Origin of the sequence: Arthrobacter sp. CDRTa11, from assembly GCF_026427775.1 — a bacterium.
Taxonomy (GTDB): domain Bacteria; phylum Actinomycetota; class Actinomycetes; order Actinomycetales; family Micrococcaceae; genus Arthrobacter.
Map to the genome: position 1 here is coordinate 4,133,839 of NZ_CP044532.1, position 14,539 is coordinate 4,148,377.

The window sequence follows — 14,539 nt, forward strand, 5'->3', positions numbered from 1 at the left end:
CCTGTCTCTTGCGGGGGGTGGGCCGCTGCCTGCGGACCGGGCTGGGTGAAAAATGGATGGAAGCCGGGGCCACCTGCCATGCTTGGGAAAAGCCTTTCCCTCGCTCCCAACTGTGACTTATGTCATGACAATCTGTCAAGCAAACGTGCCTGCATTTTGTCCGCCTGAAGAAAGCCGGGCCTGGTCTACCGGCCGGGCCCGCCGCCGTCGTAGGTTGGGTCCATGGGACTGAACATTCAGATTGTCACCGACTGCAGTAACCCGCACCAGCTCGCTGATTGGTGGGCCGAAACCCTGGAATGGGAGGTGGAACCGCAGGACGAAGGCTTCATCCGGTCCATGATCGACCAGGGGTTTGCCACGGAAGACCAGACCCTTGTCCACAAGGGCAAGCTCGTCTGGCGCGAGGGCTGCGCCATCCGGCCACCGGAGGAGCTCGAGGCGGCCAAGCCCACCAGGCGCCTCCTCTTCCAGACTGCGCCGGAAGGAAAGACCGTCAAGAACCGGGTGCACTGGGACGTGGACCTTGCGGGACGGGACAAGGATGAAGCAAGAAAGGCACTCGAAGCGCGCGGAGCCACGTTCCTCTGGACCGCCAGCCAGGGCCCGCATTCCTGGCACACCATGGCAGACCCCGAGGGGAACGAGTTCTGCATCAGCTGAGCCGATTACTAGACTTGTCCGGTGAGCAACCAATTCCCCGCCAAGGTGTCCGACGTTTTTGATCCTTCCCGCTGGCGCACCGTGTCCGGCTTCGACGACTTCCAGGACATGACCTACCACCGCCAGGTGGAGCGGGAAGCCGACGGCTCGGTGATCAGGGACCTGCCCACCGTCCGGATCGCGTTCAACCGTCCGGAGGTGCGGAACGCCTTCCGCCCCGGCACCGTGGATGAGCTCTACCGCGCCATGGACCACGCCCGGATGACGCCGGACGTAGCCACCGTGCTGCTCACCGGTAATGGCCCGTCCGCGAAGGACGGCGGCCATTCCTTCTGCTCGGGCGGTGACCAGCGGATCAGGGGCAGGGACGGCTATCGCTATGCCGACGGCGAAACGACGGAAACCATCGACCCCGCGCGTGCCGGCCGGCTCCACATCCTGGAAGTCCAGCGGCTCATGCGCACCATGCCCAAGGTGGTCATCGCCGTCGTCAACGGCTGGGCGGCCGGCGGCGGGCACTCCCTGCACGTGGTCTCGGACCTCACCATCGCCTCCCGCGAGCACGGGAAGTTCAAGCAGACAGACGCCACCGTGGGCAGTTTCGACGCCGGCTATGGCTCCGCGCTGCTTGCCCGCCAGATCGGCCAGAAGGCCGCCCGGGAGATCTTTTTCCTGGCGCGCGAATATTCCGCGGAGGACATGGTTCGGATGGGCGCGGTCAACGAGGCGGTGGACCACCACCGGCTGGAGGACGTTGCACTGGAATACGCGGCCGACATCGCCCGCCAGTCCCCCCAGGCCATCCGAATGCTCAAGTTCGCGTTCAACCTCGCCGACGACGGCCTGGCCGGCCAGCAGGTCTTCGCAGGCGAGGCCACCCGGCTGGCATATATGACGGACGAAGCCGTTGAAGGCAAGGAAGCGTTCCTGGAAAAACGTGACCCCGACTGGTCCCGTTTCCCGCACTACTTCTAAGGCAGGACTTCCATGACTTTCGAACCCGTGAATCCGGGCCCCATGAACGCTGGCCCCGTGGACATCGACCCTGCTCTCAAGGCACTCGCAGCTGCCCTCCATGGCGAGGGCCCCGCCGTCGAACTTTCCGTTGGCCCTGCCGGGAACCTGGTGGTGGGACACATTGAGACTCCCGGCTGTGACGACGCCGTCGCTGTGGTCCGCACGTCCGGATCCACCGGCGCCCCCAAGGCCACCGTCCTGACGGTGGAGGCCCTGGCGGCGTCTTCCATGGCCACTGCTTTGGCACTGCGGGGCGAGGGCCAGTGGCTCCTGGCACTGCCGGTGCAGTATGTGGCGGGGCTGCAGGTCCTGGTGCGCTCACTGTTCGCCGGCACGCGTCCGTGGGTGATGGACATGTCCGGAGGCTTCACGCCGGAGGCCTTTACCGCGGCCGCTCTGGAACTGACGGACAAAATCAGGTTCACGTCACTTGTGCCCACCCAACTGCAGCGGCTGCTGGCCTCGCCGGCTCCGGAGACCCTGGCCGTGCTGCGCCGCTTCAATGGCATCCTGCTGGGCGGCGCCCCGGCCTCGGCGGATCTGCTGAATGCCGCCAGGGAGGCCGGAGTGCGCGTCATCACCACCTACGGATCCGCCGAAACCTGCGGCGGCTGCGTGTACGACGGCTGGCCGCTGGAAGGGGTGAACGTCCGGGTGGAGGCGGACGGCCGCATCCTCCTGGGCGGCGACACCGTGGCGGCGGGCTACATGGACTCGCCTGAAAGCACCGACACCTTCTTCGAGGAGGACGGTGTCCGCTGGTTCCGCACCAGCGACCTGGGCGTCCTCGATGCGGACGGACGGCTGACGGTGCTGGGCCGGGCCGACGACGTCATTGTTACGGGCGGCGTGAAGGTTTCGGCCGGGCACGTTCAGGCTGAGCTGGAAAAGTCCGACGGCGTCCTGGCGGCTTTTGTGGCCGGCGTCCCGTCAGCGGAATGGGGGCAGGCCGTGGCCGCGTATGTCGCGCTGGCCGGCCACCCTGCCGGCCCTGCCCGTCCTGCCGGCGCGGCCGGAGCCGACGGCCCCGGGGATCACGCCGTCGTCCTCGAACAGGAGTGGCGCCAGGCCCTGGGACTCCTTGCCCCCAAGACAGTGCTCGCCGATTCGGCGCTTCTTATGCTGCCAAATGGGAAGCCGGACCGCCTGGCTATGACGGAGCGGCTCAACGCTTTGCATCAGGGAAAGTAGAGTAGACCTGCACCTCCGGCCCTATCGGGACCGGCTGCACCGTCACTGATTCACCGTTTTTCCGACCCAACACGAGGTACTCACCGTGGCCACAGCCGCACAATGGATCCAAGGCGCCCGCCTCCGCACTTTGCCGGCGGCGATCGCCCCCGTACTGATCGGCACCGCCGCTGCGTTCGAAATGGATTCGTTCCGCCCGGTCAATGCCGTGCTGGCGGCCCTGGTGGCGCTCCTCCTGCAGATCGGCGTGAATTACGCCAACGACTACTCAGACGGCATCCGCGGCACGGACGACGACAGGGTAGGCCCGCTGCGCCTGGTGGGATCAGGAGCGGCCCGCCCCGAACAGGTCAAATATGCGGCGTTTGGTGCGTTCACGGCAGCCATGGTGCTGGGTCTGGCTTTGGTGATCATCACGCAGAGCTGGTGGCTGATCCTGGTGGGAGTAGGGTGCGTCCTGGCTGCCTGGGGCTACACCGGCGGCAAGAACCCCTATGGCTACAAGGGCCTGGGCGATGTGTTTGTGTTTGTGTTCTTTGGCCTGGTGGCCACCCTGGGCACCACGTACACCCAGGCCGGGCAGATAAACCTGGCGTCCATCATCGGCGCCATCGGGACCGGGCTGATTGCAACGGCCCTGCTGATGGCCAACAACGTCCGGGACATTCCCACGGACATGCGGGCAGGCAAGAAGACCCTGGCTGTCAGGCTGGGTGACAAACATGCCCGGGAAAGCTACGTGCTGATGCTGGCCGTGGCAATCCTGCTGGTGATTATCCTGGCCCCGGGAAGGCCATGGATGCTGATTGTCCTGCTGCTCATTCCGGCCTGCCTGATGCCGGCCTGGCTCATGATTAACGGCCGCAAGCGCAAAAGCCTTATTCCGGTGCTCAAGCAGACCGGCCTGATCAACCTCGGCTACAGCCTGCTTTTCTCACTGGGCCTTGCGCTCAGCCACGGGTTCTAAAGCCGGTCCTCAGCTGTTATCGGGGCCCTTGGCCCCGCTGTCTTGGGTCCTGCTGTCTTTGGCCCTGGGGTCTTTGGCGTCGGTGCGGATGACAGCGTCCGGGTTCGCGTCCAGGAGGGAATCCTCGGCAACCGCGTCCTCCACCTCACCCGCCGAGCGGAGCGGCTTCGCCTTGCCTGAGAACCGGTGCTGGAGCGCCGAGGCGGCCTCGTCACGCTGTTTCTGGAAGAAGAGGTAGCTCACCGCGAAGGCGATCAGGGCCGCACAGACGACGGACATCAGCGCACCCAGCCCCAGGAAATTGAAGAGCAGGAAGAGCGGCGCGAAGAGCGCCAAACGGATCAGGGAATATTTCAAAAAGGCCACTATTCAAGTTTAGCCGCCGCCCGCCGAAGGCCCTGCCCCGTCCGAACGATAGACTTTATGCATGCTCTTCCGTGTGGCTCTCGCCGTCGCAGTACTCGCCATTTTTGTCTATGGCCTGGTGGACGTGATCCGCACTGACGGACGCCTCACCCGGGGCATCTCCAAACCCGCCTGGATAGTGGTGATGATTGTCCTGCCGGTGCTTGGCGCCATCCTGTGGCTCCTGATCGGCCGCCCGCGCGGCACTCCCCAAGTCCGTCAGAATTACAGCCACCCCACGGCCCCCGACGACGACCCCGCCTTCCTGCGCAACCTGGAAGTCCGGCGCCGCAACCAGGCCGAAGCGGCCCGCCTCCAAAAGATCAAGGATGGCCTGGACGCACCGGCGCCCAGCCCCGAAGGCAGCGGTTCTGCAGGCCCAGGCCCAAGCACTTCCGGCTCGCCAGGTTCCGGCGGCGGCTCTACAGGTTCCGGCCCAGCAGGTTCCGGCGGTTCAGGATCTCCTGCTTCAGGATCCTCAGCTTCTGGATCCCCAGCAACAGGTGCCGCCGGTTCAGGAGCGGGCGCTTCAGGATCCCGCGGCGATGCCGGTAAGGGTAACGGCCCGCTGGATGAGGAAGGCGCCGGCGGTGCGGGCAGTGGCGATGCGGACGCGCACGATACTGATGAACTGAAGTAGGAACCGATGGCCCAGCGACCCGACGGAGAACACCAGTTACCGGCTTCCGACGCCGAACCTCCGTCAGGCGGGCCGCCTTCCCCTGCCAGCCAGCCGCCTGCCAGTCCCCCTCCGCGGCCAGGGTTGTCCTACTCCGCCCCCGCTCCCATAAAGGTGACCCAGCCGCCCCCGCGGATGGTCAGGCTGGGAAGGACACTGTGGGTGTTGAGCTTTCTGTGCGGCCTGGCGGTGCTCGCATCATCATTCTTCTCCCGCGACGCCCACTTGGAGCGCCTTCGCGGCGTAGTGGACCAGATGGCGCCCGGGGCCGAAGCCGAGGCCCTGACAACGTCTGTGGCCATCGTGTTCTGGGGCAGCCTCGGCGCCATGGTTGTGGTTATCCTCCTGGAGGCTATGGTCCTGGGAAGTGCCATGAACCAGCGCGGCTGGGCCCGCTGGGTCATGATTCCGCTGCTTCTTGCCCATATCGGCGCCATGCTGGTGGCGGGGGCGTTCCTGGTACCTGCAGACGCCACCGGCAGCTACGTGGTGCTGCTCTGGGCAGCTCAGCTGCTCCTGGCCCTCGCTGGCCTGGTGCTGCTCTTTTTGCCTTCCAGCGGGGCGTGGTTCCGCTCCCGGCAGCGGCTATAAATATTCGGCAAACTCCCCGAAAAGGTTCAATACTGTGCTTTGTGCCTAACGGTTCAATTGCAGCGCGGCGCATTCGGCGAGAACACCCTCACAGCTTCGCATCACCACACGGCATACATCTGCCGCGGAACGGTCCGTCAATGGGCTTTCGCTCACCATCCGCCACCGCTGCAGGCACCTGCGCGCCTCAGCACTGATCTCGTCCGTGCCTGCCTCCGGCTGCAGCCCCAGCCTCAGGTATGGTGCCGTTCCCCAGCCGCCCACCAGGCGTTCCGCTTCGTCAGCCAAATCATGGTTGAGCGCCACCCCGGTGGTGCGCAAAGTTGCCAGCAGGCGGAGTTCGCTGAACTCATGCGCATTGACTTGTATCCGTTCCAAAGCTGCCGCCAATTGTTCGGAGCCGTCCCGCGGCGAACTTCGGAGCAGTGCCTCAACTCCCACCAGCGCGGTCCGGGCTTTCAGCGTGTCGGCCCTGGCCTGGAATTGGCGGTTCACCATGTCCAGAAGCGGATCCAGGCCGCTGCGGCGCGCCAGTTCGTGTGCCAGCGGCGTGGGCTCTGTGAATCCGCTCCTGATAAGCACCACGCCCAGCCGGATGCCGAACAGCCCGAACCGCGCCAGGAGGGAGGCCCGTGCCTCCTGGTCCAGACCCTCGGGCACGGAAGCCCTCAGGAACCTGTCTGCTGAGAGCAGCATCCGCTCCCGGGCCGGCCGGTCCATGCCGGCAAGGAGCTGCAGAGACTCGAAATCGGACTGCCGCAGGCTGCGGGCACTCTGCGCCAACAGCCCGGCCACCGGGACCACCCCCAATGCCAGCTTGCGCAGGCTGTGGTCCCGACGGTACCGCTCCGCAATATCCCCGGCGGAAAGCAGGGAATCGATGCGGCCGGCACCGATCTCGTCCGCCCGGGACAAGACAGCCAGGGCGTTGACGGTCCCTGACCTTCCCGCCTCTGTGTCTTTGAATGACTCAAGGAACCGAAGATCCGCTGCATGCATATGCCGCATGAGGTATATGACGGCGTCGGCCTGAGAGGGAGTATCGGCAGGGGTCAGGAAACCGGTGGACAGCGCCGACACCTTCTCGGACAGCGACGCGATCCCGGGAGTATCAATAAGCGTGACATCCCGGAGGTTCCGGGACGGCCAGTCCACCACCAGGCGATCAACATCCTCCGGGCCCAGACTGCCCAGGACGAACACGAGACGGCCATCCACGCGTTTGACAGGCAGGGCCCTTGGCTCGCCGTGCACGGGATACATGGTGATCCGAGGCGAAAGCCCGTAGCGGTACCAGGTGATGATCTTCGTCGATTCACCAGTATCGGTAGGAGCGATCTCCTCGCCAATAATCGCGTTGAGCAGCGTGGATTTTCCTGCCTTCACCATGCCAGCAACGGCGATCCGCAGCGGTTCGGCCAGCCGCCGGGCGTACCCCTCCAATGCCCTTGTTGCTGCCGGATCATCGCGGTAGACGTGGAGGGCCTCCTGGACGAGTTCGGACACCCCTGTGATGGTCTCTTGCGTCATGCAGCAACCACCGCCGATTCGGTCGCGAGTACCTCGGCGGCGCGGTGCAGGGCGTCCACCCTCGTGAGTTCAGCCTTGATCTCGCGGATGCGCCGGTCCTTTTCCAGCGTGAACGTGGTGGCCGCCTTTTGTGCCGCCGCCACGGAGTCCGCGAGCGACCGGTGGTGCTCGTCCGCGATCTCCGTGAAATGGTCCCGTGTGGTCCGCTGGACCATCCTGAGCCTGTCCTTAAGCTGCTTCCCCACCTGGAAGACAACGTCGTCCACCTGTCGCCGGACCAGTGCCTTGGCTTCGCCCTGGCGTCGCTTGAGCCGGGCCTCCTGGTCTTCGCGGTATGCCTTGCGCCCCAGCAGCAGTCCAGCACCCACGGAAAGCGGATTGATAAGCGCCATTCCAAAAATCCCGGTCAACAGGCCGAACATCAGCACTCCGCCGTATGAGCCGCGCATGCCGATCAGGACCTTTTGCATGGGCTTGATGTGCCCGTCGTCCAAGGTTGGCATCTCGTCCACGGGGTCCAGGGCATCGCCTGTGTCGGCCACATGCAGCACCGGCAGGGCCACCTCGTCCTGGGAGAAGTGGTCCGCCACCTGCGCTGCCAGCCATTGAGCCCGCTCGCTCGTCCAAACGAAGGTGTCCGAAACGGCGGCGGCGGCACATTCCTCAAGCCACAATGAAAATTCCGGCCAGGTGGGGCCCGGGTCCCCCTGGTCAATGGCTGTCTCGGCTTCCCGCTGGATACGTCGCAGCCTGTCCCGCAGGTCATACTCCATGTCGGCTATCAGGTCGGTAATGCCGTCGTTGAGGGTCAGCTGCCACCGCGCGGACCGTTTACGCAGCTCGTCGGCCTGCGCTTTGGCCTCTTCCAGGCCGGCAATCATCTGGGGTGTACCTTCCGGATCCTCCAGCGCTCCCAGTTCCGATTGCAGGGACAGACGCAAATTCTCCGTCACCGAAAGCAGGTCCTGGCTGACGGACCGGCGCTGGATGCGTTCCGCTTTCCCCACCACTTCATTGCGGAGGTGGGCCACCAGATCCGGGAAGCCTGATTCCGTGTTCAGTTCCGCGTCCCGCAGCCGCGCTGCTTCAAGCCGGAGATCGGAGGAGACGGGGAAGAGCGGGATATCCGGCGCCACCTCGGCGAGGTGGCCGCGGTCCAAGTCCACCACCCGGCGCCACTCCGGATAGAGGTCGGTCTTGGACACCACTCCAATCACGCTCGGCGTGATGCGCATGGCCTGGCGCAGGAAACGGATTTCAGGTTCGGTGTACTCCTGTGATGCATCGGAAACCAACAGCATGGCATCCGCTGTTGGCAGGGCAGTCAGGGTGGTCAGGGTATGCGTGGATCCCAGTCCCCCCACGCCCGGCGAGTCGATGACCGTCAGGCCGCCGGCGAGCACCTTCCGGGGAAGGAAGACTTCCGCGGCCACGAGTTTCTTTCCATTTCCGGGATTGCCGCGTTCCGAGACATAGGCGGCAAGGTCTTCAATGTTGATGGGCTGGCGCTCCAGCACCCCTTCCTCGCCGGGTTCAGCGTCAACCTTGGGCAGCAGTATTGCCGCCGAGGCGCTGTCACCGTGCCGGACGACGGTGGGCACCGAGGTGGCAATGTCGTCGTCGACGGGGCACACCGGAGCGTTGACCAGAGCGTTGATGAGCTTGCTTTTGCCCTGTTTGAATTCACCCACCACGATCACGCGGATGCTGGGATCCTTCAGGCGGCGCAATGTCTGGTCCAGCCGCCTGCGAAGGTCTGCCCTGTCTCCCGCCCCCACCAGCTCAATGCCCTGCTCCACGAGCTTTGTCAGTTCGACTGACTGGATCGGCTGAACGGGTTTGGCATGGCCTGCCTGGCCGACAGAACCCGCCGGAGTAATCCTTGTTGCCAGCCCCCCGGATGGTTGCGTTTCAGCCACGATCTGTCCTTCGCGTCAAGTCCATGAATGCGTAAGCACCGTAAGCGGGCAAGTGCCCGGCAGGAGGTTGTTGGTCCCCCTGCCGGGCGTTGCCGTTACCGGGCGCTGACGCTTAGCCTGCTTCCGAGTGATCAATTGCGGTGTTGTTCTCAATCTCCACTTCGTTGTCCTTGATGACCGTGATGTCATCAATTTCGGTGTACTCAAACTCGTTGTCAGCAACCACCGTGTTGCCGGCAACAACTGTGTTGTCCTCGACGTTGGTGTAGTCGATGTTGTTGTCCGCGACCACGACGTTGTCCTCGATGTTGGTCTTGGTTGTTGTGGTGTTGGTTGTTGTGTTCGTTGTTGTGTTGCCCACGTTGCTCAGGGTCGCGTCGATCTCGACCTCCGTCTCCGTGGAGTGGTCATCGTTGAAGGATCCCACGATCGCCGTGTGTTCGGAGTTGTCGGTGTTGCCAACATTCTGCAGATCGGCATCGATGTCGACCTCTGTGTTGTAGGAATCGTCGACAGACTTATCCGTGTTGAAGGACTCGTCCACGTCGATTTCGGTGTTGCCAACCACTGCGTCACGGCCGGCGACGATGGAGTTGTCCGTGGAGTGATCCACCGAGTTGTCCGTGTTGTACGAGTCCTCCACGTTGAAGGAATCGTCGACGTCGATGTCGTCACCGGCCGCCATGGCCTGGTCGCCCGAGGCGATGATGGCGTCGTTGTCGAAGAACTGCCTGACGTCGCCGTCGGCCCAGATGTTCTGGTTGACTGACTGGTCGGTGATCGTGTCCCTGTCATCCACCGTTGTGGTGTAGGAGTAGTTGTTCACCACATGGTGCAACTGCTGTACGGCGTGGGCGTGGTCCTCGTGGTGTCCGCCGCCACCGCCGCCATGTCCACCGCCGTGTCCGGGGTCGCGACCGCCGGCGCCGCCGCTGCCGCCATTGTGACCAGTCCAGGCGGTGTTGCCACCAGTGTTGTACTCACGATCGAACGAGGCGGCGTTGACCGCGATGGGGGCGTAATCCAGGACGACTGGCATAGCTGCGTCCACATCTGCTGAGCAAACACCGCCAAGCCCGGCATCGTCCAGGGCCTTTTCCGGATCGTTCAGGAATTCCTGGGCGGCGACAGGGTTGTTGAATAGGCTCATCAGGAACTGGACGAGCTGATTTGCAAGAGTAGGCATTTGGGTGGACCTCATATCTTCTCTAAGTTTCGGATCGCCCGGCATCGTCGCCGGGCTTGAATAAAACGTACGGTCCCACCCAAGGACCGGGCATCGGGTTGCGGCCCCCTACCGGGCCGGCCCCGCTAGGGGATTGCTTGCTGGGGCTTTAGGGGAAATAGGGGAATCACTCCGGCGGCGGGTGCTCCGGCCCCAGGACCAGCCGAAGCCGAACCAGGAGATCCGAGCGGTTTTCGGCTCCTAACCGGCGTCGAATCCGTGCCATGTGGTGCTCAGCAGTCCGGGGCGAAATGTAGATCGTCTCCCCTATTTCGCGGTACGTCTTGCCCTCAAGGACCAGGCGGGCCACTTCCTTCTCTCGATCGCTAAGGACGGGTGCGGCCGCCTGGCGGACGTTGTTCTCCGGTGCGGCACCATCACGGATCTCAGAAGATGAAGATCCGGCAGACGGGGGCGCAGGACGTATTGTCCCGGTTCCGGCGGGGTTCCCCTGCGGATGCAGGTCCCGGGCACACGCCAGCAGCCTCACCATGTCCCTGCGGTCATCGGCCCGGGCCGCTGCGTGTCCCGCCAGTCGTGCACCTTCCCAGGGCATGCCAACGGCATTAAGCCCGTGCGCGGCCTGCTCCACGGCGGCAGCCTGGAAGCGGCCGGCAAGGACTGAAACCCATGCCTTGCCTGCCCCTGCAAGCACCGCCGCCAGATGGCTGTGTCCTGCTGCCCGTACCAGTGCCGAAGCATGGGGTGCCAGGGCAGCGGGGCTCTCGTTCAGCAGTGCGGCCTGGACTGCAGCCCAATGCAGGGGCACGGCCCAGAGGGGAGGCTCGCCAAGCCCTGCCAACAGTTTCCACGCCTCGTCAAGGTAAGGCGACACCCGCCGGCTTTCCCGCAGGCGGGCACCGGCAATCATGAGCTCACCCCACGGCAACAGGCTGTAAAGATCCACCGTGGTGTGCAGCATTGCTTCCCGCGCGCGTTCCCATGCCATGACCAGGCCATGGACTTCACCGCTTCTCCGGGCGAGGCCGACTTCCAAGGTGGCGCACAGGAACTCGTCGCGCGGCACCAGTGGCCAGTGGTTCGCCTTCGAGGCCTCGTTGATGGCCAGGCGGGCTTCGTCAGGATTGTCCTGCTGCATGGCTGACCAGGCCTTAAGCAGGCATAGCCGCGGCTTGGCGGCATCACCTCCCTGGCCGGCAGCGATAGCTGATCGGAGGATGGTGTCAGCAAGGTGGGGTTCCCCGGTGTGCAGCGCCAGCAGCGCGGCCAGCGCCCCCGGGGTGTCCGGAAGCGGGTGCGCCGCTCCAGCTGAGTTGAGCAAGTCGGAAGCATGAATCAGCACGGGCAGCCCTTGGTGGGGTTCGCTGGCAAGTGACTCAAGGATGCCCTTTCCCGTCTGGGTCAGGCCTACAGCCAGCAGCGTGGGAGAAGCAGGCTCTGAGTCCAGGGAAAACATGGTTTCGGCGCCCTCCCGGTTACCGCATCCCACCAAAGCCACTGCGGCGAGGGGCGCTGAAGGCCCCACTCTCTCCCGGCCAAGCCAACTGTAGACATCGGCGCCGCGGGCCAGCATGCCACGCTGCGCCCACACCGCGGCTGCCACGTCCACCCCCAGCCGGAGGTCGGGAGCAATCGGCGCCACCAGAAGTTCATCAACGATGCGTCCGGCAGCATCCAGGTCCCCCGTTGCTGCGGCAGCCTGCGCACGGCGGGCTGCCGTTGCCAGCTCATCTGCCCCGGCCAGCAAAGCTTCGTCATAGAGTTGGAAGGCCAGGCCCGGGTCACGCTCGAGCGCTTTGTCCGCCGCTTTTTCAAGTTCCTCGGCCACCCGGGGATCTGCCAGGCCGCTCCGTGCCAGTTCGCGGGCGAAATCACCCAAGGGCCGCCCTTCCGCGGCGAAGTTTGATACAAGTTCCTTTTGCAGCGCGTGGATCCTGGCCGTCGGTGTAACGGTCAGGAGGGCGTGCTGTGCAGGACCTACTACCGTGCCGCCAGGCCCCAGCAGGCCTGACGCTTCTGCCCTGGCCACCAAGGCGTCAAGGCCCTCCACTTCGGAGCTTTCCAGCCTCCGTTGCAGTTCCCGCGGCAGTGGGCCAGGCAACGTGAAGCCAACTGACAGGGCGAGCAGCAGCTCCCGCACAGCGGCATTTTCACCCCGCAACTGCTTCGCCATGTACTCGGCGCTGCCGTGCATTGGCGGCTGGACCCTTGGCTCTTCCGGCCCGCTTGGAGGGCTTTCAGCGCCCGCGTTCTGGATTCCGTTTTGCAACCCGACCTCTGATAGGGAGCCGCCGGCGCTTGCAGGGTCAGTCATCGGTCGGGTCTGCGGTTCTTCCGTGCCATGACCCTGGACGGCTCCGGAAGGCGCTGTATCGTGTCCGGTCATGAGTTACACCGCCGGTTCTGTCGCTGACACCGGATCCGCAGGCGGTGGGGCGGGGGCAGTGGCGGTTGGGGCCACCGTAGCGGGCGGCTGTGTGGTGGGCGGCGGCGGAGTCACCGTGGCGGGCGGCTGTGTGGTGGGCGGCGGCGGAGCCACAGTAGCTGGTGGAGTTGCCGTAGCGGGTGGTGGCGCCGTGGCTGGTGGAGGTTCGGTAGCCGGCGGGGCTGTGGTGGTCGGATTAGCTGTTGCTGGAGCCGATGGTGTGGTGGGCGAAGCCGTTCCCGCGGCCTGGGTAGGATCAGCCACTGCCGCCGCACCGCCGCCTTCACCTTCAGAAGAACTGGCGGGGCCAACGGAGGTACCACCCGCGGCAGGTTGGGACGATGGCCCGGAAGTTGGCTTGCTGGTGGGCACCGCCGCCTGCAGTCCCGTGCCACCGACAGGCTGGCCGACGCTCCGCTGGGCGCTGGCCTCGAGTCCCGGCTGTCCAGCCTGTGTCCCACCGGCGGCATCGTCGCTGCCAGCTTCGGTGGTGCCGGTGGAGCCGTTTGCAGCCTCCGGCCCCGTTCCGGCACCCGCTTCCTGCGGAGCGAAGATCCCCGTCAGCGTGGCAATGCCCCCAGGACTCTGGGCCGCGGTGGCAGTCAGCACCGTAAAGAGCGCGGCCACTGCGGCGACGGCGGTCACCCGCACGGTGGGCCTGTTCGCGTGGGTGCCAGGCTTCCGGGACCGGCTGGCGCTGTGGGCTGCCAACGCTGCGGCAGTAGGTGCCGCTGCGGGAGCGGATGCCGCCACTCCTGCGGCAGCATCCTTGCCGGCAACCTCCTGGCCGGCAACCTGCTGCGCCGCAACAACCTGCTCCGCCGCAACAACCTCATGCGCCGCACGATCCTGCGCGCGCACGGCTGCAACGGCAGCCCCGCAGCAAATGGACGACTTGGGATCCGCGTCCACGGCTATGGGCCTGTCCAGCGTTTCGGAAAGGAGCTGCGCCACCAGAGGGATGCGGGAGGATCCTCCGATCAGCAGCACGGCCGACAGGTCCCCGGGGTCGAGTCCCAAATCCTGAAGGGAGCGCTCCAATGCCTCCACGGTCTCGCGGACAGGCTCCTCGATCATCGCCTCGAACTCGGACCGGACCAGCCGCACCTGCTGCTGGACTCCTGGCAGCATCACCGCGATGCTTGCCTCGCTGTCAGAGGAGAGGGCTTCCTTGGCTTCCACGCATTCGCGCCGCAGCCGGGCCAGCGCTGCGCGTGCGGCGGGTAATTCCGGGTCCAGGCCAGCGAGGGCAGCACCCGTGTGTTCGGCCACATGGCGGAACACAGCCGCATCAAAATCAGCGCCGCCCAGACCCTCAATTCCGTGGGGGCGGCCCAGGAATTCGAAGTGGCCGGCGCCGGCCTTCCTCAGGATGGCGGTGTCGAATGTCCCGCCGCCCAGATCGTAAACGGCGATAGTGCTGCCGTCCTCCACACGCACCTGGGAGGCGTAGTACAGCGCTGCGGCTTCGGGCTCGCTGATCAGGGTGACGGAAGGCAGTCCCGCCGAGGACAGGGCATCCAGAATGCGTTTGGTGCGGTGTCCGCCCCACGACGCCGGGTGGGACAGGATGATGTTCGACGGCGGCTGCCCCTCGCGCTCCTGCGCCCGGTCCACCACCCATCGGGTCATGGTGGCAAAGACATCTTCGGCCGGCAACGACAGGGTGCCCACCGAAATTGGAACGGCGTCACCCACCCGGCGTTTGAATTCGCGCACCACCCGCTCAGGGGAGTCAAGGCCCCTGCGCTCGGCGGCTTCCCCCACCAGGACTGGCCCTTCGTCCGGATAGAACACCACAGAGGGCACAGCGGTTCCGCGGAGCCCCAGCGGGAGGCTCTCCGGAACACGTGGAGCATTCTGATCAATTCGGATAACTGCAGCGGCCGTAAAACTGGTCCCGACATCGACGGCGAGAACGTAGCTCATAGGTACCTCGAAAAAACATGCGGCGAGTCGCCTGCAA

11 protein-coding genes and 1 pseudogene are annotated in these 14,539 nt (G+C 65.2%); 6 read left to right on the forward strand and 6 right to left on the reverse strand.

Translation table 11 applies throughout. From position 1 onward, the window contains the following. Window positions 1-222 precede the first annotated feature (222 nt). The 4 genes from F8G81_RS18790 to F8G81_RS18805 all read left to right on the forward strand — a co-directional run bounded on the left by F8G81_RS18790 (window position 223) and on the right by F8G81_RS18805 (window position 3,838). Entirely contained in the window at window positions 223-663 is a 441-nt protein-coding gene (locus F8G81_RS18790) for a VOC family protein (protein ID WP_267276159.1), read from the forward strand. Window positions 664-684: 21 nt separating this feature from the next. Next, window positions 685-1,638 (forward strand): 1,4-dihydroxy-2-naphthoyl-CoA synthase, encoded by a 954-nt coding sequence (locus F8G81_RS18795; RefSeq protein ID WP_267276160.1) that lies wholly within the window; start codon window positions 685-687, stop codon window positions 1,636-1,638. Between the two features lie 12 nt (window positions 1,639-1,650). Next, window positions 1,651-2,871: an AMP-binding protein gene (locus F8G81_RS18800; protein ID WP_416377068.1), complete on the forward strand. Its 1,221-nt coding sequence runs from the start codon at window positions 1,651-1,653 to the stop codon at window positions 2,869-2,871. An 85-nt stretch (window positions 2,872-2,956) separates the two neighbouring features. After that, entirely contained in the window at window positions 2,957-3,838 is an 882-nt protein-coding gene (locus tag F8G81_RS18805; RefSeq protein ID WP_267276161.1) for a 1,4-dihydroxy-2-naphthoate polyprenyltransferase, read from the forward strand. Between the two features lie 9 nt (window positions 3,839-3,847). On the opposite strand, the gene F8G81_RS18810 is transcribed toward F8G81_RS18805, so the two are convergent. Continuing rightward, window positions 3,848-4,204: a DUF4229 domain-containing protein gene (locus tag F8G81_RS18810; RefSeq protein ID WP_267276162.1), complete on the reverse strand. Its 357-nt coding sequence runs from the start codon at window positions 4,202-4,204 to the stop codon at window positions 3,848-3,850. 61 nt (window positions 4,205-4,265) lie between these two features. Between F8G81_RS18810 and F8G81_RS18815 the strand changes: the two are divergent. Next, window positions 4,266-4,622: pseudogene (locus F8G81_RS18815) on the forward strand (PLD nuclease N-terminal domain-containing protein); the annotation flags it as partial. Between the two features lie 462 nt (window positions 4,623-5,084). Further along, a complete protein-coding gene (locus tag F8G81_RS18820; protein ID WP_267276163.1) occupies window positions 5,085-5,513 on the forward strand; it encodes a hypothetical protein in 429 nt (142 codons plus the stop codon). A gap of 45 nt (window positions 5,514-5,558) precedes the next feature. Here F8G81_RS18820 and F8G81_RS18825 read toward each other — a convergent pair whose 3' ends face one another. From F8G81_RS18825 to F8G81_RS18845, 5 genes are all read right to left on the reverse strand, one after another. Next, window positions 5,559-7,043 carry a dynamin family protein gene (locus tag F8G81_RS18825; protein WP_267276164.1) on the reverse strand — a complete coding sequence of 495 codons (1,485 nt, stop codon included), beginning with the start codon at window positions 7,041-7,043 and terminating at the stop codon, window positions 5,559-5,561. Beyond that, entirely contained in the window at window positions 7,040-8,869 is a 1,830-nt protein-coding gene (locus tag F8G81_RS18830; protein ID WP_267279291.1) for a dynamin family protein, read from the reverse strand. Before F8G81_RS18830 ends, F8G81_RS18825 begins: the two co-directional genes overlap by 4 nt. Window positions 8,870-9,074: 205 nt before the next feature. Further along, the gene (locus tag F8G81_RS18835) at window positions 9,075-10,148 is read right to left on the reverse strand and encodes an IniB N-terminal domain-containing protein (RefSeq protein ID WP_267276165.1); all 1,074 of its coding nucleotides are present in this window, start codon (window positions 10,146-10,148) and stop codon (window positions 9,075-9,077) included. A 166-nt stretch (window positions 10,149-10,314) separates the two neighbouring features. Then, entirely contained in the window at window positions 10,315-12,342 is a 2,028-nt protein-coding gene (locus F8G81_RS18840) for a LuxR C-terminal-related transcriptional regulator (RefSeq protein WP_267276166.1), read from the reverse strand. A gap of 195 nt (window positions 12,343-12,537) precedes the next feature. Next, entirely contained in the window at window positions 12,538-14,502 is a 1,965-nt protein-coding gene (locus F8G81_RS18845; RefSeq protein WP_267276167.1) for an Hsp70 family protein, read from the reverse strand. Between the last annotated feature and the right edge of the window lie 37 nt (window positions 14,503-14,539).

What these genes read in the sequence shown, in the direction of transcription:
- F8G81_RS18790 (WP_267276159.1), top strand. Translation starts at nt 223, where the DNA reads ATGGGACTGAACATTCAGATTGTCACCGACTGCAGTAACCCGCACCAG.
- F8G81_RS18800 (WP_416377068.1), top strand. Translation starts at nt 1,651, where the DNA reads ATGACTTTCGAACCCGTGAATCCGGGCCCCATGAACGCTGGCCCCGTG.
- F8G81_RS18825 (WP_267276164.1), bottom strand. Translation starts at nt 7,043, where the DNA reads ATGACGCAAGAGACCATCACAGGGGTGTCCGAACTCGTCCAGGAGGCC.
- F8G81_RS18835 (WP_267276165.1), bottom strand. Translation starts at nt 10,148, where the DNA reads ATGCCTACTCTTGCAAATCAGCTCGTCCAGTTCCTGATGAGCCTATTC.
- F8G81_RS18840 (WP_267276166.1), bottom strand. Translation starts at nt 12,342, where the DNA reads ATGCACGGCAGCGCCGAGTACATGGCGAAGCAGTTGCGGGGTGAAAAT.
- F8G81_RS18845 (WP_267276167.1), bottom strand. Translation starts at nt 14,502, where the DNA reads ATGAGCTACGTTCTCGCCGTCGATGTCGGGACCAGTTTTACGGCCGCT.